Genomic DNA, 21,677 nt, shown 5'->3' with positions numbered 1-21,677 from the left:
CCACATGCAAATGATTGAGCAATTTACAGACCTAGCGCCTGTAAGTGTCGTATTTAGGCTATTAGACGTATTTCTTGTATGGTACGTAATATATAAAGTGTTAACCCTTATTAAAGGAACGAAAGCTGTTCAATTACTAAAAGGGCTATTTGTCATTGTTTTAGCCAAAATCGCTACAAATATCTTTGGTTTGGATACGTTGGATTGGCTATTGCAGGAAGTTATTGATTGGGGCTTTTTAGCGATTATTATCATTTTCCAACCGGAAATTCGACGAGCACTTGAGCAACTAGGGCGTGGAAAGTTACTTTTCCAACGTACGATTAGCCAGCAAGACGAGGAGCAAACGCGCCTTGTGGAAGCGATGAAAAAATCGGTCAGCTATATGGCAAAGCGTCGAATTGGTGCGTTAATTTCCATCGAACGCGAAACTGGATTAAATGAGTACATTGAAACGGGCATAAAAATGAATGCAGATATTTCATCTGAACTGCTCATTAATATCTTTATTCCAAACACGCCACTACATGACGGGGCAGTTATTGTACAAAAGGATAAAGTTACAGCGGCTGCATGTTATTTACCGTTATCAGAAAGTGCTTTTATTTCAAAAGAACTAGGGACCCGTCACCGCGCCGCACTGGGTTTAAGTGAGGTAACGGATGCAATTACTGTTGTTGTTTCAGAGGAAACAGGAGCAATCAGTATTACAGCAAATGGCAATCTGCATCGCAACCTATCGATTACTGAATTTGAAGGAATGCTTCGGAAAATGTGGTTCGGCCCTGAGCAAGATTCAAACTTAGCCTCTAAGTGGACTTGGGGGGGGAAAAAGAATGGATAAATTATTTGATAGCTACTGGGTGCTACGCATTACAGCACTTGTATTATCGGTACTCCTATTTTTCTATGTGCAGTCTGAAAATAATACTGGTAAAGATACACCATCGTCTACTGAAACAGATATTATTACGAATGTACCGCTTGAGGTGTATTATGATGATGAGAATCTTCTTGTAACCGGCCTCCCAGAAACAGTGGATGTGAAGATTTCTGGACCGATGCAAATCGTGGTTCAAACGAAATTATTAGAAGACTATAAAGTGTTTGTTGATTTAAACTCATTGTTAATTGGGGAACATAGAGTTACAATACAGCAGGAAAACTTTTCAGGAAAACTCGATGTCGTGATTGACCCGGAAACGGTTAATGTAGTGATTGAAGAGAAGGTGGCAAAGGAGTTCCGTGTCGATCCTGAAATGAACCACCTCCTAATCGGAGATGACTATATTTTAAGAGGCATGACAATAGAGCCGAGCAAAGTATTAATTACAGGTGCAAAAAGTGTAATTGAGAGCATCAGTTATGTGAAAGCTACAGTAAAAGCTGATGCCGGTATTAATGCCTCATTCCAGCAAGAGGCAAATGTGAAGGTACTAGACCGTGACTTAAATAAACTAGGTGTCACGATTTATCCTGAAAAAGTTAACGTAAAAGTAGAGATTAATGAGTATGGTCGAGAGCTCCCGATTACAATTAAACAAACGGGTGAGCTGGCAGAAGGTGTCACGATTAATGAATTATCGACAAAACCTTCAACGATTATTGTTTATGGGCCAAAGTCTAAGATTGATGCATTGACAGAAGTAGTAGTAGACGTAGATGTATCTAAAATTAAGGAATCTGGTTCATATGAGATGGGTATTACTTTGCCAGCGGGTGCGGCAAAGTTATCACAAGAAAAGATTACTGTACAAGCAGATGTGACCAAGACAACTACAGAAGTTGAGGCAAGAGAATCAGAAGCAGTAAATGCAGAAGAGACAGTTAATGAAGAAAACTGATAAACCTTAGCGGGTCACATATGCAAATTAATTCGTTCCTATGATTTGTATTGAACGAATGTGTCAAACAAAAGCAAGGAATGTCTAGCATTGAAGGAGAGAAAAAGTAATGGGTAAATATTTCGGAACAGATGGCGTCCGCGGAGTCGCTAATAGTGAGTTGACGCCAGAGTTTGCATTTAAGCTTGGACGTATTGGTGGATACGTATTAACGAAGGATGCAAAGGATCGCCCGAAAGTTTTAATTGGACGTGACACACGTATTTCTGGAGAGATGTTAGAAGGCGCACTTGTTGCAGGCCTTTTATCGATTGGCGCAGAAGTAATGCGTTTAGGCGTCATTAGTACACCAGGAGTTGCGTATCTTTCACGTGTGATGAATGCAGAAGCAGGTGTCATGATTTCAGCATCACACAACCCAGTTGAAGATAATGGCATTAAATTTTTCGGCCCAGATGGCTTTAAATTAACAGATGCACAAGAAGCAGAGATCGAAGCGCTAATTGATGCAGACGAAGATACATTACCGCGTCCAGTAGGTGCTGACATCGGTTCGGTGACAGACTACTTCGAGGGTGGACAAAAATATATTTCTTACTTAAAACAAACAGTAGAAGAAGATTTCGAAAACATCCATGTTGCACTAGATTGTGCACACGGAGCAACGTCTTCATTAGCTACACATTTATTTGCCGATTTAGAGGCGGATATTTCAACGATGGGTTCTTCACCAGACGGTTTAAACATTAACGAAGGCGTTGGTTCCACACATCCTGAAAAATTAGCTGCTTTCTTAATTGAGCGTGGCGCTGATGTAGGACTTGCCTTTGATGGTGATGGCGACCGTTTAATCGCTGTCGATGAAAATGGTGCAATCGTAGACGGCGACCAAATTATGTTCATTATTGGCAAATATTTAAGTGCTAAAGGCCGCTTAAACAAAAATACCGTTGTCTCTACAGTCATGAGCAACATGGGCTTTTACAAAGCACTTGAACAAAATGGCATGACAAGCGTACAAACAGCAGTTGGCGATCGTTACGTAGTCGAAGAAATGCGCAAAAATGATTATAATGTTGGCGGCGAGCAATCAGGCCATATCGTCTTCCTAGACTTCAACACAACAGGTGATGGCTTACTAACAGGTATCCAGCTTGTTAACATTATGAAAGCGACAGGTATGAAATTATCTGAGCTTGCATCGGACATGATGATCTTCCCGCAACGTTTAGTAAACGTACGCGTGACAGACAAGTATGCCGTAACTCAAAACGAAAAGGTTGCTACTGTTATTAGTGAAGTAGAAGCCGACATGGCAGGCAATGGCCGTGTGTTAGTTCGCCCTTCAGGTACAGAGCCACTAGTTCGCGTAATGGTTGAAGCGTCTTCTGAGGAAGCATGTGAAACATACGTAAACCGCATCGCAGACGTAGTACGTGCTGAAATGGGTTTAGCTGAATAATCTTATATTGAGGACACACCGAAAAGTAATTTTTCGGTGTGTTTTTATGTTTTTGTGGTGTGTTGGGGGGAGGTTGGTGCGTTTGGGGTGTAAGTTGGTGCGTTTGGAGCAAGAGTTAGTTCGTTCAGGAGGTAAGTTAGTGCGTGCGCAGTGCAAGTTGGTGCGCTTGCGCGAAGTTAGTTCGTTCAGGCGGCAAGTTAGTGCGTTCGAGGTATGAGTCGGTTCGTTCAGGAGACAAGTAATCCCGTTCGCAGCGAAAATTAGTGCATTCATAAAACAAGTTAGTAGTTGTACACCCACACACCGGAAGACCTCTCTGCATTTAATAGAGAGATCATTAAATTACTTGAAGAAGTAGGACTTTAATTACTCTCGGTTAGTATGGATTTCATGCTAGCCGTTTCCTTTTTTTATGGATTATTTGACGGATACTATTGAATTATGTATGATATACTTGTTTGCATTTACACCCCTAAAAATTACCAATAATTTGGATGTAAGCGTGCGCTGAAATAAGGAGGAAAGAACAGCGCAATATAAATGAAAAAGGAAACCAATTATAGCGCCTGAGCTAAGGAAATCGGACGGACAGTAACTATCCTTAGTTGACGAGGTGGAGGATTATCGAAATTTCGGCGGATACCTCCCGATCGCGAATGCCCGGTTGTTAATTTCGTTTTAAAACAGTAAAGTGATTTACTGCATAGAAGAACGAAAAGGCATCAAACTTAATACAAATACTTAAGCTACAAAGCCCGAATTCGCATCCGCTCGTTAGACAGAACGACACCGCGAAAAAGGCGCAAATCTGTAGCCTACTTTCGCATTGTCAAAAAAGATGCATCGTAAGTGGCCCGTAGCATTCATCGGAGGAAATTAAATTATGTGTGGAATAGTTGGATATAATGGCGCATTTGACGCTAAAGAAATTTTACTTAAAGGCTTAGAAAAACTAGAATACCGCGGCTATGATTCAGCCGGTATTGCAGTACACAATGAAGAAGGCGTAACGGTTTTTAAGGAAAAAGGACGTATTGCTGACCTACGTAAAGCAGTAGACGAAGACGTAGAAGCAGCAATCGGCATCGGACACACACGCTGGGCAACTCACGGCGTACCAAATCGCCTAAACGCGCACCCGCACACTAGTGCATCGGGTCGCTTCACATTAGTACACAACGGCGTTATCGAAAACTATCATTTATTACAAAAAGCGTATCTTAAAGGCATCCCGATGCAGTCGGATACAGATACAGAAGTTATCGTACAATTAGTAGACTTATTCTCTAGAGAAGGTCTATCAACTGTGGAAGCATTCCGTAAAACATTATCATTACTGCACGGATCATATGCACTAGCATTACTAGACAATGAAGACAGTGAAACAATTTACGTGGCGAAAAATAAATCTCCATTATTAGTTGGTGTAGGTGAAACATTTAACGTTGTTGCTTCTGATGCAATGGCTATGCTACAAGTAACGGATCAATTTATTGAATTACACGATAAAGAAGTTGTCATCGTGCGCAAAGACCGTGTACAAATTACTACATTAGATGGCCGTGTTATTGAGCGCGCACCCTATACAGCAGAACTAGACATGAGCGATATCGAAAAGGGCACATATCCTCACTATATGTTGAAAGAAATGGATGAGCAGCCAACTGTTGTACGTAAAATCATTCAAGCTTATGAAAATGAAGCAGGCGAGCTAACAATTGATGCTGACATCGAGCAAGCATTAACAGAAGCAGACCGTCTATATATTATCGCAGCAGGAACAAGTTACCATGCAGGCTTAATCGGCAAACAATACTTCGAAAAAATGGCAGGCATTCCGGTAGAGGTACACATCTCAAGTGAGTTCGGCTACAACATGCCACTTCTTTCTAAGAAGCCATTATTCATCTTCATTTCACAATCAGGTGAAACTGCAGATAGCCGCCAAGTACTTGTGAAAATTAAAGAAATGGGTCATAAAGCGCTAACAGTAACAAACGTACAAGGCTCAACGCTTTCTCGTGAGTCAGACTACACATTACTATTACACGCTGGTCCAGAAATCGCAGTAGCATCAACTAAAGCTTACGTTGCACAAATCGCAGTGCTTGCAGTAGCGGCTTACGTAACAGGTAAAGCAGCGGGTAAAGCAATCGACTTCGATCTTAAAACAGAATTAGCAATCGCAGCAAACGCGATCCAAACAGTAATCGATTCAAAAGACGTCATGGAGCAAATCGCTGAAGACTACCTAAAAATCGCACGCAACGCTTTCTTCATCGGCCGAAACGTGGATTTCTGCGTAGCACTTGAAGGCGCACTAAAACTAAAAGAAATTTCGTACATCCAAGCAGAAGGTTTTGCTGGTGGCGAACTAAAACACGGCACAATCGCTCTAATCGAAGACGGCACACCAGTATTCGCACTAGTAACACAAGAAGCCGTAGCCCTAAACATCCGCGGCAACGTAAAAGAAGTAGTTGCACGTGGCGCAAATGCATGTATCATTGCAATGGAAGGCATGGAGGAAGAAGGCGACCGCTTAGTCATCCCGAACGTACATCCATTATTAACACCATTAGTATCTGTAGTACCGCTACAATTAATTAGCTACTATGCAGCGCTTCACCGTCGTTGTGATGTGGATAAACCACGTAATTTGGCTAAGTCTGTAACTGTGGAATAAAAGTAGTTTTGAATCAATTGGAATTTGTGTTTGGATAATAAAGTTGTTTAAAAAATAATAAAGTCGTTTAAAATATAAAATAGTTATTTAAATATTTGAACTATTTACACCCGTTCGCTTATAATCAAAATAAGCAAACGGGTGTTTTTATTATGAAAAGGGAGTTGGAATACTAATGAAACCGTATGATCTTTTGAAAGAGTCAATTCAATTTGCTTCTAAACAATTAGAAGTTTTTAAAGCAACAAAAAGTTTAGATGATGTCTCAACAATGGTAATCACCGCTTTATATAGAAAGATTATTGAACTAAGTGAAGGTGTTAGAGTATCAGCAGCAAATGGTCTTGCTGGTCCAGCAGAGCTAAATTATCGAGGTCTTCTTGAAGCAGCTTTGTCATTGGAGTATATACTTCAAGATTCAACAAAAACAGATGATAGAGCCAAAGCATATAAAATTGGATATCATAAGCAGCAGATTAATGCTGTAGAACAAGGGAGTTTGAATGAACAAGAAAGAGCGCTCCTTAGTAGAGGGTTGAGCTACCATCAACAAGAGTTGGCATTAGAAGAGTTACAAGAAGTTTTAATAAAATTTGATGAGTTACAAAATCAAGACCGTAGAAGGTTTATTCCCAAATGGTATTCTTTAGATGGTGGACCTAAAAGTATTAACCAGTTAGCAATATATTTAGCGGAAGAAGATGAACCTGAAACTTTAGTGTCAAATTTATATGGCCTTTTATCAACAGGAGCACACATGTACATGGCACTAAATAGTATTAGAAAATCAGGAGAAGCGATTACGATTAAACCGGTTAAAGCTACGTTTAATTCAAACTTAGATGAATATAACTTTGTAGCAACTAGAAGTTTATTAACTTCTGCAATACTTAGGTTTACTCGAGCTAAACATCCCGAATATCTTTGTAGCTTACAAAACTTCTTTATAAAAATCAAACCATATTTGAGTGTTAATTAATCTCAATTTAAAAGGAGATGATTGTATTTGCCAAAACGTCAAACCGGTTGGACTGAAGTAAAAATCTCTCGGTATATCAAGGAAGGTAGAGGGCAAGGTGAACTTGCCTTTTACAAGCCTTGGCTAACGATTCAAGACGTTCCATCACGTGGACGGGTGCATCGCTTCATGGGATGGAAAACAACGCGTGAGCATCATTTATTTTCGGATTTAGAGTTCAATTATCATTGCTTTTGTGACTGGGCAGAAAATGTAATTGATATTCGTGAACAATACCCTTTAGAGCGAGAGCTGACATTAAAAATAGCTGAGGACCTAGGTATTAAACATCCGATTGATAGTAAAACCAACACCCCGATTGTAATGACTACAGATTGCTTTTTAACTATGCGAGAAGGCTCCTCGATTGTCTACAAAGCGCGTACCATGAAATTTGAAAAAGACCTTAATGACGGAAGAATTATCGAAAAATTCGAAATAGAGAAGTACTATTGGGAGCGGCAAGGAATCGATTGGGCAATTGTGACTGAAAAAGAGTTACCTGTAACTTTCATTAGCAATTTAAAATTTTTACGTGATGCTTATTTTATTGATGACCCTGAGACTGTAGCTTTGCTAATTGAGGAATGGAGTAGCTTTACGGGTTCTATCCTTGCAAACCTACAAGCATTCGACATGAAATATAATTTTGAGATAGGAACAGCTATTAGCCTATATAAGCACGCTTTAGCAAAGAAATTACTGAAAGTGAATATGCATGAAAAAATAAACTTAAATGATGATGTTTCAAATGTAGTAGTAGCGAGTTCATCTGACGTTAAAAAGAGGTGGGCTTAATGAATTTTTATATTAATGAAATTTTACAAGACTACCAGCAGGATAAAACATATAGAATTCTTTGGATCGATTCAGGCTCTGTCATTATGTACATTTTAGAGCTTGATAATGCTAAAGCTTTTCCGGAAAAGAAATTGGTCTCTGAAATAAGTGAACTGATTGTTATTTGTGAGTGGAAAAAAGTTATTGATACTTCTTATGATGTAATTGTATCGAGTGAATATGAAAAGAAGCATTATGAATTACGAGATGCTGCTTGGGCAATTATTGAAGCAATCGTAAAGGAAGAACCCGCAATTTATGAAAAATCTTTTCGTACAAAGCTTATAAAAGAAACACAAGACAAGCATCAAGTAACTTATCCAACGGTACGTAAATATTTATATAAATACTGGTCGAGAGGTAAAACATTAGATGCCTTGTTCCCGGATTATAAAAACTCTGGTGGAAAAGGAAAAGAGAAAAAGGTTGGAAAAATTAAGCGTGGTAGACCGTCTTTAAATGGCATAACGGGAATAAATGTTGATGAAGATACCAAACGAATTTTCAGGTTAGCTATTGAAAAATACTACTTAACTTCAAAACAAAATAGTTTAACAACGGCATATAAGTTTATGCTTAGAGAATTTTTTATAGAGAATATTTATTATGAAAATGGTATTGAAAAAGTGCTTTTGAAAGATGAAGAAACTATCCCTACGTTTACACAATTTAAATATTGGTATCAAAAAGAATATAATGCACCAGAAGTACTGGTCGCAAGAAAAGGTGAAAAACGATTCAATAAAGATCATCGTGCGGTGTTAAATACATCTCAATCAGAAGTATTTGGTCCAGGCTCTCGCTTTCAAATTGATGCAACAATTGCAGATGTTTACCTAGTTTCGGAAATTAATCGTAATTGGATCATAGGACGCCCAGTTGTGTATTTAGTGATGGATGTATTTAGCCGAATGGTAGTTGGTATGTATGTAGGTTTAGAAGGTCCTTCATGGGCAGGTGCTATGATGGCAATGACTAATGTTGTTGCTGATAAAAAGAAGTATTGTGCGCAATATGACATTGAAATAAATGAAGAGGAGTGGCCAAGTTGCCACCTACCAGAAATTTTGTTGGCAGATAAAGGTGAATTTGAAGGATACAATGTTGAACGACTGGTAAAAGCATTTAATTTACATGTTGAGAATGCAGCTTCATACCGTGCTGATTGGAAAGGCATAGTAGAGAAACAATTTGATTTAATTCAAAAGAAAGTAAAGCCTTTGCTGCCAGGTTATATTGACGTAGATTTTCAAGAGCGCGGAGCAAAAGATTATAGATTAGATGCAAAATTGACATTGAAGGAATTTAAGCAAATTTTAATTAAGCAAGTTTTACAACACAATACAAAGCATTATTTAAAAACGTATGTACGTGACCGAGATTTAGTAGCAGATGATGTACAGCCAATTCCTCTTGAATTGTGGAATTGGGGTATTAAAAATCGCACCGGAAAGTTACGAGCCTTCGCTGAGGATTTAGTGAAGCTTCAATTGCTTCCTAGAGGTACTGCTACTGTGAATTATAAAGGGATTCAATTTAAAGGCATATCTTATAGCTGTGATAGAGCCATCCAAGAAAGCTGGTTTGAAAATGCTCGAATGAAAGGCTCTTGGAAAATTGAAATAGCGTATGACCCTAGAAATATGAGCTATGTTTATGTATTAAACGATTTAGATGGTTCGTTTGAAGCTTGTTATATGCTAGAAGTATCTAAAAGATATGAAGGTTTAAGTTTAGATGAAATAACATATTGGAAACAGCAAGAGACCCTACTAGAAAAGGGACAAAATCATAAACAGCTTCAAAAAGATGTTGATTATATTGCTGATGTGGAAGCAATTATTAAGAAAGCAGAGAAAGCGAAAAAGGAACAGCAAGATCTAACGCTAAGTAAATTGGAGCAAGTTAGTGCGATTCGAGATAATCGTAAGGAAGAAAAAGAAAGACAGCGCAAAGCGGAATCAAAGCCAATAATTGAAAAGCAAGTAGCAGATACAGAGGTTATAGCGTTTCCACAAACAGTCGCCGAAACTGATTTTAAAAGACCTAATGTACGAGACTTTTTAAAACGTAGAAAGGGTGATAAAGATGAATGAGCAAGCAAGTTTTCGAGGGATTATGCCAGTTGTATACAACGAGCAAGAAATTATTGATTTTAAAGGCAATCCTTTAATCGAAGCATTGCCGCCGATTCTTTCACCTGAAGAGGCATATGAAAAATTAAGTTACTATCCGCCTTACGATGTACAGGAAGCAAATTTACCAACACATATACGCTATCATGAGATTCCTCGCATTAATAAATTCTTTCAGCCGGTAATGCAGCATTTAGATTTAGAACAACGATTTTCTAGATTGCTACGTCATGGCTATGTTAGTCGAAATCCTAGACTGCCAGATTATAATCGTGCGTTAAATGGCTCACAAGATATACGTTCTACAGCATCTAGTATGACGTTAATGGGATTTTCGGGAATCGGTAAAACAACAGCAATTGAAAGGGTGTTGTCGCTTTATCCGCAAGTGATTTTACATGAGCATCCACTAAATTTAATACAAGTTGTGTGGCTCAAATTAAATTGTCCACATGATGGATCGTTAAAATCTTTATGTTTAGATTTCTTTTTAAAAATGGATTCGCTACTTGGCACAAATTATTATGAGAAGTTTGGGAGTAGGAGAAACTCAATCAGCTCCATGGTTACGCAAATGGGGAAAATTGCTCGTTTACATTGTATTGGGGCTATCATTATTGATGAAATTCAGCATCTGTTAGCGACAAGAGATAATAATTCAGAGAAGATGATGAATTTCTTTGTGACGTTGATTAATGAAGTTGGTGTACCTGTAATACTAATTGGGACGATGAGAGCAAAAGCGGTGTTGCAACAAGATTTTAGACAGGCACGTAGAGGTAGTGGTCAAGGAGATATGGTTTGGCAGCAAATGAAGAAAGACGATGATTGGGATTTACTTATTGAGAGTCTATGGGAATACCAATGGATTCAAAAACACACAAGCTTAACTGAAGAGCTAAATCAAACTTTATACGAAGAAAGCCAAGGTATTGTAGATATAGCTGTAAAATTGTTTGCATTAGCACAAGGTAGAGCTATAGAAACAGGTGCCGAGATGATTACGTCAGCAGCAATTAAACAAGTAGCAAAAGATGATTTAAAGTTAGTACAGCCAATGCTCAAAGCACTGAAGGATGGGCGAACATCTGAACTAGAGAAATATGCCGATATTATGCCAATGGATATTGAAGAATATTTAGTTATGCGAGAATCGAAAATCGATTTAAGGGCAACGATTCAAAAGAAAAAGGAACTTCAAGCTCAAAAACGTCAGGACAAACAAGTTACGCATTTAGAAACCATTATGAGTTCTTTAATAGCGTTAGGAATAGATGTCGAGATAGCACAAAAAGCGGCTACTAAGGTATTGAATGAAACAGAGAATGCAGACTTACCAACATTAATGAAATCAGCTATTACTTTAGCAGAACAATTAAACAAGCCGAAGCAAAAAGTATCTAAAGAAAGTACAGGCACATTGTTAAAAATCGTAGAACAAGCAAAGAAAAATAAACAATCAAATTATGAATTATTGAAGGAAGCAGGATATATTAAATCGCCTTTGGATGAATTTGCAATGTAGGAGGAAAAACCATGCTTAGTTATTTTCCTAATCTTTATCCGGACGAATTGTTGTATAGCGGATTTGCACGCTATCATGATCACTCTGGCAATATAAGCTCAAAGCAAACGATGAAAGAATTGTTTGGAAATATGAGTTCGGTAGCCGTAGTGGATTTCCCTAATAATTTAGAGAGTTTCTATAAAAACATCGCACATTTTAATCCACCAAGTATAGCAGACTTGATAACTAATCATACAATGTATAATTACTACACAGCTTTTCAATCAGATATGATGAAAAGTCGAGCCTTAAACTATATTACTAACGGTGGCAAGCCTGGAGCTATTCACATGTTTCTTGGCATTGCTGCTTCCACAATAAAAAATTGGCACTATCTTCGTTTTTGTTCTAGCTGTGTACAGCAAGATAGAGAGCAATACGGAGAAGCTTATTGGCACATGAGTCATCAATTGCCGAAAGTATTTTATTGTCACTTACATCAAGAATTACTTCATGATTCAACTATTGAATTTCGCAACCCACACAAACATGAATTTATTTCAGCTGAAAAAGCAGAGTTATCAGCACCACATTTAGTTACTGTATTTTCACCAAAGCTTGAGCAAGAGTTAAAAAAGCTTTCTGATGAAAGTATTAATTTAATCCATTATGCACAAGACTCACGAATAAAAGACCTCACCCAAATTTATAAATATTTAATGCAAGTAAATGGCTACGCCAATCATTTCGGGAAAGTGCATCAGCAATATTTTACGCAGCAATTTAAAAAATTCTATGGAGAAGAATTTTTAACATTAGTGGACTGTAACTTCGATAAACATTCCGATACATCGTGGTTAAGAAATATTGTTAGAAAGCATCGGAAGGCATTTCATCCCGTACAGCATTTATTGTTACTACAATTCTTAAATATTTCATTTGAAGACTTAGGAAAATATGTCGGTAAGAAATATGAACCGTTTGGAAAAGCACCGTATTATTGTTTAAATCCAGCAGCGGATCATTATAAAAAACGTGTTATATCAAAAGTTGCTATAACAACGTGTACAGATACTAGAAAGCCTGTTGGTACATTTAGCTGTGACTGTGGATTTGTTTATTCAAGACGTGGCCCAGATGTGGACAAGTCAGATGCTCTAAAAGTAGGCAGAATAAAGAATTTTGGTTCTGTATGGCAAGCTAAGTTAAACCAATTAACAACAAGTGGATTAAATTATTATCGCATTGCACAAGTTTTAGAATGTGATTATGCAACGGTAAAAAAATATATGTCCATGTCAAAAGGTAAACCGTCAAATCATAACGAGCAATTGATAGATTTACGTATTCAGAAAGAAATAGAATGGATTAATTTAGTAGAAACATCTTCTGATTTTACTGTTACACAATTAAGAGAAATAAATCCAGCTTTATATGCTTGGCATTACCGTAATAACCGCGATTGGTTAAAAGAAAACTATCCTAGAATGAAAGAAAAAGTTACAACTAATAACCGAGTTGATTGGAAGAAACGGGACTTAGAAATTCTTCGTTTAGTGAAGAAAGCAATTCAAAATTTATATGTTATCGAAAAGCCTGTATACGTCAATAAAAGTAAAGTTGCAAAAGAAATTGGGCAATTATCATTGCTTGAAAAACACTTGGATAAGCTCTCAAAAACAAAGGCTTATCTTGATAAATATTTAGAAACACGCGAGCAATTTCAAATTCGCCGTATTAAATGGGCATGTAGAAAGCTTTACAGGGAAGATGAAAACGATGTAGTAGCATGGAAAGTTCGCCGATTAGCAGGATTAAGAGAGAAACTAAGTAATGTTGTGGAAACATCCTTAGAAAATGAAATAAGACTTTATCAGCAAGGGGAAATGCAAAATGAAATTAAGACCATGGACTTTTGATAAGGATAAAGAAGTAGTTTTGAAGTGGATTGGTAATGTTGATGTTGTAAATAAACAATGGCGAATTAGAGCTGCATTTGAAGAAAATAATCAAATTAAAATGCTAGATTTTCCGATTGCGGTATTACCTTTGTTAAGAATAGGAGCATTTTATAAAGATGGTCAGCTAATGGATGCTAATACTACAGGCATTATTTATGACGTAAATATACCTCAGCTGAATCAATATAAAGTTGCGAGTTCTTTAGATGCTTGTAAGGAGTTTGGTTATTATTTGCATAAGATACCTGAGCTTATGTTTCAAGATGTTTTTGAATTTGCGGTGGAAGGTAACGCATATTACCTTCCACAATTTGAATTTATTCGCGCGGTATTTGCGGTTAATAAACAAATGACAAACGCTATGATGCGTCCTAATGGGGTAGAGTTTTTGGTGAAAAATTCATATTGTAATAATTCTAGAGCATATTTAGAACTTGCAGATGATATTCCTAATGAGATTGCAAAGGATGAAAATTTTTTACGGTATTTTGCTTGGTTATATTTTAGCCCTGGGATAAAAGCTTCTTTTGAGTGTATTCACACAAAAATTATGGTGAAGCAAAATAGCGGGGAATTCTTGAAATTAGAAGTTGAGCTTCCTAGTAGTAACGATACTCAAATAAGATTTCGAGGAATACAAAATGGTGATAAGTTTTTGATTTTGCAATGGCTAGGCTCGAATTTAGAAGGAACTACTTTTAGTGATATCGAAATAAAACATAAAGCATTCAAGAAAAGAGTTGCAGCACATGGTAAGCGAAAGCATAGAAATTCATATCAGCAAAATGCACTTGAAGAAATACTAAATGATAATATGGCTGAACGTTCCAAACAGAATGCTAATCAACCTGTTGAAGAATTAATAGGTACACAATTTGATTTTGGAAATCCAGCTAATATACATAAAATTTTTGGAGATACGCAAGAAGTAAATCAGGGCGATATTTATATCTCCAATCAAGGCCAAGGTGGCGGTATTCAAAAGCAACAGCAGCAAATAGTAGGGCTGGATGAATCGGTTTATGGAGGGAAAATCCAACCGATTGAATTTAAGACCTTACAGGTTGTTAAGAATATTAATGGACAAGGGTTAGAAAAATTTATAAAGATGATTCAATTGTTATCTAAAGATATTCATAAATATCAAATTGAAATGAATATAGTTTACTTGCCATTAGGTAGGAAATTTTCATTTATAAATGAAAATATAAGACGGTGTGCGTGTATTGTTAAGGTGAAAAATCAATTAACAAATAAAACCCAATATATTATTGAGATAGCAACAGCTGATGGTAAGTCATTATCAACATTGATTATCTATCAATATGACTTTCATGAAAAATTCCTGAAAAGAATACTATTAAATCTAGTATTAAATAGTGGATCTTGGAATAAAGAGATTATAAAAAATTTAGATTGTGAAAAGATGAAACATACAAGTAACACTATATATGAATGGAAAAATAAGCTGATAATGAAATTGAGATAGGGAGAATAAAGAATTTGATTAATATAAAAATGTATCCTGCTGAAAATGGTGATAGCTTTTTAATTTCTTTTGGAAAAGAAAATCGTAAACATATTTTAATAGATTGCGGATATGCTGAGACTTATCGTAATTATTTGAAAAATGATCTCTTAGAATTAAAAGAAAAAGGAGAAAAAATTAATCTATTTATTGTGACTCATATTGATGAAGATCATATCTTGGGGGCTATCGCATTTCTTGAGGATAATAATAATTCTCGATTTATAGAAGTAGAAGAGATTTGGTATAACTGTTACCGTCATTTACAATTTGAAAAAAAACATGCGGTTTTAAGTGAGAAAGAAAAAAGAATATTGCAAAGAGCAATTGATTTAGGAGAATCCTATGTGAAAAGAGAGTCAATAGGGGGAATCAGTAAATCTGAAATAAGTGTTAAACAAGGTTCTACTCTAGGCGCCTTAATTTTTTCTGGTGGATATAAATGGAATAATAGTTTCGGAGGTAAAGCTGTTTCGCGAGATAATCTAGAGAAAATTAATATTGGTGATATAAATATTACTATTCTATCCCCTAATAAAGAAAAGTTAGAGAAGTTGAAGAAAAAATGGCTAAAAGAACTTATGGATAAGAAGTGGAATTTTAATATCACAGAAGATAATTTATTTGATGATGCTTTTGAATTTATGATGTTAATGCAAGAAGAACCACAAATTGAAAAAACAGAGGTTTCTTTAGAGGAAAAAAATATCACTGAATCTGTAGAAAAACTAATTGAAGAGAAAGTAAATTTAGATAATTCTTCAACCAATGGTTCCTCCATAGCCATTTGTATTAGTTATCAAAAAAGAAACCTTTTATTTTTGGGTGATGGGCATCCAGATATTTTGGAAAGGAATATATATAATTTAGGAATTGAAAAATTTGATTTAATAAAAGTTCCTCATCATGGGAGTAAGAAAAATATGACACTAGATTTATCAAGGGTGTTAAAAAGTGATAAGTTTTTAATTTCTACAAATGGTAAAAATCACACACATCCAGATTTAGAGAGTATAGCAAAACTGATTTATATGCATAAGGACATGAAGAAGGATTTTTATTTCAATTATGAAACAAAAGCTTCTAAATGGGTTTGCGTAGAAGAAATGAAAAAGAGTTTTAATTTAGATGTAGTTATAGGAAATGGTTCCTCACCTATAAATATAGCTATAGATTAGGAAGTGAAGTTGATGGATTTTTTATATAGAGCATCAATACCCAGAATCAAATGTGGCAATTTAACTTCTAGCGGATTTTTAGTTTCAAATGATAAGGTTCTTACAGCATTACATGCTATAAAATCATATTTACAAAAAGAAGTTGAAGTTATAGAAGTAACTTTTATTAATGAACAGGGATTAGAAACCACTATCAATGCTGAACCTCTATTGAATATAGAGGGGTGGGAAGAATACGAAATTATTTGTTTGCAATTAAATGAGCAAATTGAAGGAATTGAAATTATTAAGTGCATCAATTACAGATTTTATTCTACAACTGAATGCGTTACTTATGGATATCCTGCTGTCGCAAAAGAAAAAGGTACATCAATAGATTTGGAAATTCGAAATGAGTTTAAAGCTGTAAACATCAATTATGGTTCAAACCTAGATATAAAGGTTAAATCTGATTCTATTAAAGATTATAGAGGTTGTTCAGGTGGACCACTCTTATACAACAATCAAGCGGTGGCTGTTATGCTAGAACAAATAAGTGAAGGTCCTGAAGCTAGTAGACTTTGTGCGGTAAGTCTTTATATTTACGAAGATTATCTAGATTCTATAGGAATATCTCTTATCACTAAGTCACATGAACCCAGATATGAAGAATATATTTCTGCTTTAAAAAATAGATTACAGAATCACTTGGAAAACACTTTGCAGAGAAATATAGAAAAAAATAGTATAACTCCTTTAGGGTTTTCTATATCTGTGCAATCTCAAGAAGCTAGTAGAGAAGTAATTAGTTTTAACAAAATTTTAGAAAACGATAAATCTATAATGATTCTGTCAAATCCAGGCGGTGGTAAAACTTATTTATTACATATGCTTATGTTAGAAATCATAGAAAATCCACAGGTGTCTATTGGTAAAATACCAATCTATTTAAAAGGTAAAGAATGGTTTAGAGGATACAAAAATGTTATAGAAGCTATAAGAAGTGAATTGGGTTATTTTTCACCAGATATAACAGAAGATCAAATAATAGGGCATTTAAAAGAAGGGAAATATATTTTACTCATAGATGGGTTAGATGAGGTAACAAATAATAAGGATCTATTTATTAGAGAAATACGACGGATAGCTCAGTTTGAAAAAACTAAGATTATAATGACTTGTCGACAGCAAAACTACCACAATGAGTTTTATAAAATATTAACGGAGTATAAGTTAAAAGCTTTGTCTGAAAAACAAATTCAAGAATATATCGGAAATGTATTTGAGGAAAAAGTACATTACGGCTATATTAGAGAATTAAAAAATCAATTAAAAGACTTAATTGAAAACCCACTATTCCTTTATATGACTACTCATATTATGAAAGAAATGACGAATAAGATAATACCTAAAAATAAATCTGAATTATATGAGGTCTTTGTGAATTATATTATGCAAGAAAGACTATTAAAAGATGGCTCAGAAAAAGAAATGATTTTTGAACTAGATATTAAAGTAGAAATATTGATGGAATACGCTTATTTGAATTTTAGAGAAAAAAATAACTCCGTAAATTTTAGAGATTTAGTTGTAAGTGGGATTCAGGGATTAGATGATTTTAATTTAATAAAAAAAGAAATATTGGAAACAGGGGTTCTTTTAGAGGAACGGAATAGACTTGAGTTCTTTCATCCTTCTATAGAAGAATATTTTGTAGCTCTTAAAATTTCGAGGCTTCCTGAAATTGAAACTTTAGAATTCATTAGGGATTATTATATGAATGAAAATTATTATGAGGTATTTAAATTTACATCGGGTCTTCTAAGGAACTATAAGCAGCAAAATTTAATCTTAGATGAGTTAGAAAAGACAGATCTTTATTTATATCGTCAATGTTTAGAATCAAGGTTTAACTTTAGTAATAATTCAGATGAAATTTGGAGTAAAGATTATCTAGAAGAATATTTTGTACAGATGCGAAAAAGTTATCTGACTATTATAAATACCTTTTTTAAAGATATAAAACGTGAATTTTATCCTTGGTGTGAAGATGAAGAGATATGTAATGATGAAAAAGTTACTTTTATAGGAGCTTTAGATAGGGTTGGATTAACACTAAGTATAGAAATAATAAAAAATGATAAAGACAAAAACAAAATAATAGTAAGTGAAAAAGCCGGTTCTGCGACAATGGAAATGCGGGATAATGAAGGAAATATAATAAGCGCACCTATTATTTCTTTTTCTTCATCAAATCATTGGTATTTCAATCTTAAACAAACGGACTTTGGACTAGATTCAGCTCGAGAAGTGGCATATTACTTAATAAAAAAACAGTTAAAAGAAATGGTTGAAAAACAAAATCTTTTTGAATATGAATCTTTGAATACGCTAGTACCTTGTATTGAGTATATTTTGAAACGATTACCTAAAAGATATTTCTCAGTAGGAGATAAACAAGTTAGTTTATATGAACATACTAATGGGGAAATCATAAATGTTTTACTCTATGGAGATAATATATTTAAATATATTCAAAACCTTAATAATTATGGGTACTTGCCTCGTGAATATGTGTCGTCGTTAATTTATATGTTATTTGAATTTTATGGTAAAAAAATCGATTTAAAAGAATATTTGTTGTTACAAAGTGATTTAGAACCTCAAGGTAATAGCTATTATGTATGGGAAGTATGGAGCGATGAACAATTGATAAAAAGACTGTCTCAATTTTTTGATGTTTTTCAGGCTTCATATAGAACTATGGTGGAGAATTGCTTTGGGCCTATTAAAAGATATATGCCACTATATTCTATGGGTCCGGTTAGATATACTATAGGCTTAGAAAGAGCTAATGATGGATTTGGTGGCGGAGGAATTAGTTATAGTTGGATACCTGTAGAGAGTATTAGCGATGCTAGTACAATTGTAAAAATGGTTAAAGAGAAAGACTTTGACGATGATGATTTTTTTGAGAGAGCCAGAGTGGAACTAGATCTTACTTTAAAAAAATTAGGAAGAGTGGGATTAGGGGGATACAGTTATTCAAATTCAGCGTTAGACATTTACATTGGAGATGATAGGGAATTAAGAAATAAGGTATATAGGAAAATAAAAAATGACTTAGAATATGTTTTAGGAAACTTAGATTAACAATATACATCTTATTAGGGGAGAGAAATTTATTCTGCCCCCTAATATTAGATAGCGCATTTATTTTAAAAGCGTTTTCTTTAATTTACTTGAATTAGTTACAATCGTGTCTACAATTACGAAGGTTAGTAATGCTTCAGTAGACACTAATACTAGATTTTCAAAAGGTAAGTCCAATCCAAACAATAAGTTATTTGGAACCTTTTCTAAAGTGCCATATTTGAATGTCAAACAATTTTTTAATAAATATAATATTAGCAAAATTGAATAGGTTAATATTCTGTAGTCTATTTTATCCAACACAATTTTAAATTTATTACATAGATTTTCTGTGAATTGTGTGTTATTAAATTTATTGACCACAAAAAATATTGAGTTATATGTTTTAGAAGCAAAGTATGCTAAACAAACAGAAAATATTACAAGTAGTATGTAGACAATTAAATTAGATGCTATATTTAGCAAAGATAATATAATGGAACTTAAAATAACAGATAAAAGAATAAAAGGGGCAACTACTCCTAATACACTTAATATTGCTAAAGGGATTATTAAAGTTGAATATAGTATTATTATAAATAGTATATAAAGAACTTTTGTAATACCTTTATCAACATTATCAATTCCTTGTTTCTTGATAAAAAAACCTATAAGGAATAAAACAGCATATAGGAATAGTAACGTTAGGACTGTCACTTGAATATAATCCATTTCTTACACCTCCAAATTTTTTATACTATATCTACGAAATGATAAGCAAAAAGTTCCGCTATATGGAAGTTTGATTTTAAACAACTTTATTATCTGTTAATTTCTAAATGAAGAAGGTTCAAGAATAAAAATTAAACAACTTTCAAATCATCTATTAATTTTTCTGTTAGGCTGTTATTGATTTTATAAGACAAAAATTAAACAACTTTATTATCCGTTTTCAGAATTTGTACATGAATAATAAAGTCCTTTACAAAATTAAATAGTTGTTTAAAAAGATGATGTGAAATTAGATTGAACTGCGCCCCATTTAACGGACAGTTTAATAAAAAGCGATTTGGCAGTCTAAGCTGCGATGAGATGGTTCCGGTATTCAGCCGGAGCCATCTTTTTTAGATGCTATTGCTTGCGTGAAGTATTGTAATACGCCATATAATGATCAATCATTTGCTTTAATTCGAATAAGTTATTCGCCGATTTGAAATCGACTTCATCTTTAAAATGCCCAAAGAATGATTGCATCGGGGCGTTATCAATACAATTGCCGCGGCGTGACATGGATTGTAGTAAGCCGATTTTCTTTACGCGTTGTTGGAATTCAGGGTGTGTATAATGGACTCCTTGATCTGAATGAATCATTGCTTCTGGATGGATGTTGCCATCTAAAACTTCTTCGAGCTTTTCTAATGTACGGTAAACGATCCGCATTTTTATACTTGTTGAGAGTTCATACGCAACGATTTCGCGTGTTGCCACATCTTTAATACATGATAAAAAAGCGATTTGTCCACCTCGATATTGAAGGTAGGTAATATCAGTTAAGAATACTTTCCCTGGTTCTTCTTGTCGGAAAGCACGTGATAAATAGTTCGGGACTGTGAGATGCTCTTGAGTTGCTTTCGCTATTTTCTTATACAGATTGGCACGTCAGATTTTCGCAAAGAAATTGTACTTATGCATTAAACGACGAATTTTCTTATGATTCATTGGGACCACCATTAATTCTGTCAACTTCATTTAGAGCTGACGGTAACCTAGTTTCCCTTTAAACGAATCATAAACACAACGTATAAGTAAATCATCCTTGTAATCGCGCTTATCCCGAATCGCATGCTTTTTTGTATTTTTAACCCACGAATAATAGCCACTTCGGCTTACGCCCGTTAATTCACAAAGGTAACGCGTCATATTTTTTAATTAGTATTTTCGAATGACCTCATTAATTACTTGGTACTTTTCATACGGTGCTAGAACCGTTTCTTCGCCTGCCTTTTGAGTTCCTCCAACTTTTTTAACAGCTCTAATTCAGCCTCTAAAAATTTAATACGGGCTTCTTCTTTTTCGAGCTTTTTATCAGCTGAAGGCTGTTTAGAAGAGAGACGTCCTGTACTACCTTTTCCTCGACGTTCCTCCAAAAATCCTTGTTAACCATAAATTTTATACGTTTTACGCCAGCGCGATAATGAAGATTGCGCTTTCGTTAACCCAATGAAATCTAAATCAAATCCGTTTTCACGAAAGATTTGTGCAGGGCCTTTCCCAGCTATATTTTCTTCGACTGCTTTGATTTTAAAATCTGCTGTATATTGAATGGCACGATCAGATACTGATGCCACATTTGGGTTCAATTCTAGTTGTCGAATCTGTTGTTCGTTAAAGATAATTTTACTCATGA

General features: G+C 34.9%; 13 protein-coding genes and 1 pseudogene. 12 read left to right on the top strand and 2 right to left on the bottom strand.

Features of this window, described 5'->3' with window-relative positions; all coding sequences use genetic code 11:
- Positions 1-4 precede the first annotated feature (4 nt).
- The 12 genes from cdaA to MHH87_RS17115 all read left to right on the top strand — a co-directional run bounded on the left by cdaA (position 5) and on the right by MHH87_RS17115 (position 19,291).
- The gene (cdaA, locus tag MHH87_RS17170) at positions 5-844 is read left to right on the top strand and encodes a diadenylate cyclase CdaA (protein ID WP_340750577.1); all 840 of its coding nucleotides are present in this window, start codon (positions 5-7) and stop codon (positions 842-844) included.
- Entirely contained in the window at positions 837-1,844 is a 1,008-nt protein-coding gene (locus MHH87_RS17165) for a CdaR family protein (protein WP_340750575.1), read from the top strand. Before cdaA ends, MHH87_RS17165 begins: the two co-directional genes overlap by 8 nt.
- Positions 1,845-1,953: 109 nt before the next feature.
- The gene (gene glmM / locus MHH87_RS17160; protein WP_340750574.1) at positions 1,954-3,306 is read left to right on the top strand and encodes a phosphoglucosamine mutase; all 1,353 of its coding nucleotides are present in this window, start codon (positions 1,954-1,956) and stop codon (positions 3,304-3,306) included.
- An 883-nt stretch (positions 3,307-4,189) separates the two neighbouring features.
- Complete coding sequence (gene glmS / locus MHH87_RS17155; RefSeq protein ID WP_340750572.1) at positions 4,190-5,992, top strand: glutamine--fructose-6-phosphate transaminase (isomerizing); 1,803 nt, start codon at positions 4,190-4,192, stop codon at positions 5,990-5,992.
- 175 nt (positions 5,993-6,167) lie between these two features.
- Entirely contained in the window at positions 6,168-6,971 is an 804-nt protein-coding gene (locus tag MHH87_RS17150; RefSeq protein ID WP_340750570.1) for a DUF5677 domain-containing protein, read from the top strand.
- Between the two features lie 27 nt (positions 6,972-6,998).
- Positions 6,999-7,808, top strand: a complete 810-nt coding sequence (locus tag MHH87_RS17145) for a TnsA endonuclease N-terminal domain-containing protein (RefSeq protein WP_340750568.1) — start codon at positions 6,999-7,001, stop codon at positions 7,806-7,808.
- A complete protein-coding gene (locus MHH87_RS17140) occupies positions 7,808-9,946 on the top strand; it encodes a Mu transposase C-terminal domain-containing protein (protein WP_340750566.1) in 2,139 nt (712 codons plus the stop codon). The genes MHH87_RS17145 and MHH87_RS17140 overlap by 1 nt, the downstream gene beginning before the upstream one ends.
- Positions 9,939-11,510, top strand: a complete 1,572-nt coding sequence (locus MHH87_RS17135; RefSeq protein ID WP_340750564.1) for an AAA family ATPase — start codon at positions 9,939-9,941, stop codon at positions 11,508-11,510. The genes MHH87_RS17140 and MHH87_RS17135 overlap by 8 nt, the downstream gene beginning before the upstream one ends.
- 11 nt (positions 11,511-11,521) lie before the next feature.
- Positions 11,522-13,411 (top strand): TnsD family transposase, encoded by a 1,890-nt coding sequence (locus MHH87_RS17130; protein ID WP_340750562.1) that lies wholly within the window; start codon positions 11,522-11,524, stop codon positions 13,409-13,411.
- Complete coding sequence (locus MHH87_RS17125; protein WP_340750560.1) at positions 13,386-14,942, top strand: Tn7-like element transposition protein TnsE; 1,557 nt, start codon at positions 13,386-13,388, stop codon at positions 14,940-14,942. Before MHH87_RS17130 ends, MHH87_RS17125 begins: the two co-directional genes overlap by 26 nt.
- A gap of 14 nt (positions 14,943-14,956) precedes the next feature.
- On the top strand, positions 14,957-16,159 hold the full coding sequence (locus MHH87_RS17120) for an MBL fold metallo-hydrolase (RefSeq protein WP_340750558.1): 1,203 nt from the start codon (positions 14,957-14,959) through the stop codon (positions 16,157-16,159).
- A 12-nt stretch (positions 16,160-16,171) separates the two neighbouring features.
- Positions 16,172-19,291 (top strand): NACHT domain-containing protein, encoded by a 3,120-nt coding sequence (locus tag MHH87_RS17115; RefSeq protein WP_340750557.1) that lies wholly within the window; start codon positions 16,172-16,174, stop codon positions 19,289-19,291.
- A gap of 60 nt (positions 19,292-19,351) precedes the next feature.
- Here the strand turns inward: MHH87_RS17115 and MHH87_RS17110 are convergent, their stop codons facing one another.
- Both MHH87_RS17110 and MHH87_RS17105 read right to left on the bottom strand, forming a co-directional pair.
- A complete protein-coding gene (locus tag MHH87_RS17110) occupies positions 19,352-20,002 on the bottom strand; it encodes a hypothetical protein (protein WP_340750555.1) in 651 nt (216 codons plus the stop codon).
- A gap of 399 nt (positions 20,003-20,401) precedes the next feature.
- Positions 20,402-21,675 (bottom strand): annotated as a pseudogene (locus MHH87_RS17105) (IS3 family transposase).
- Positions 21,676-21,677 lie beyond the last annotated feature (2 nt).

Source organism: Solibacillus sp. FSL H8-0538, assembly GCF_038003525.1.
Taxonomy (GTDB): domain Bacteria; phylum Bacillota; class Bacilli; order Bacillales_A; family Planococcaceae; genus JBBOPI01.
The sequence above is the reverse complement of the archived record's forward strand: the minus strand, read 5'-3'. Positions and strand labels throughout refer to the sequence as shown.

Coding starts and splice junctions, on each gene's coding strand:
- cdaA (WP_340750577.1), top strand. CDS start 5: ATGCAAATGATTGAGCAATTTACAGACCTAGCGCCTGTAAGTGTCGTA.
- MHH87_RS17165 (WP_340750575.1), top strand. CDS start 837: ATGGATAAATTATTTGATAGCTACTGGGTGCTACGCATTACAGCACTT.
- glmM (WP_340750574.1), top strand. CDS start 1,954: ATGGGTAAATATTTCGGAACAGATGGCGTCCGCGGAGTCGCTAATAGT.
- glmS (WP_340750572.1), top strand. CDS start 4,190: ATGTGTGGAATAGTTGGATATAATGGCGCATTTGACGCTAAAGAAATT.
- MHH87_RS17150 (WP_340750570.1), top strand. CDS start 6,168: ATGAAACCGTATGATCTTTTGAAAGAGTCAATTCAATTTGCTTCTAAA.
- MHH87_RS17140 (WP_340750566.1), top strand. CDS start 7,808: ATGAATTTTTATATTAATGAAATTTTACAAGACTACCAGCAGGATAAA.
- MHH87_RS17135 (WP_340750564.1), top strand. CDS start 9,939: ATGAATGAGCAAGCAAGTTTTCGAGGGATTATGCCAGTTGTATACAAC.
- MHH87_RS17130 (WP_340750562.1), top strand. CDS start 11,522: ATGCTTAGTTATTTTCCTAATCTTTATCCGGACGAATTGTTGTATAGC.
- MHH87_RS17125 (WP_340750560.1), top strand. CDS start 13,386: ATGAAATTAAGACCATGGACTTTTGATAAGGATAAAGAAGTAGTTTTG.
- MHH87_RS17115 (WP_340750557.1), top strand. CDS start 16,172: ATGGATTTTTTATATAGAGCATCAATACCCAGAATCAAATGTGGCAAT.
- MHH87_RS17110 (WP_340750555.1), bottom strand. CDS start 20,002: ATGGATTATATTCAAGTGACAGTCCTAACGTTACTATTCCTATATGCT.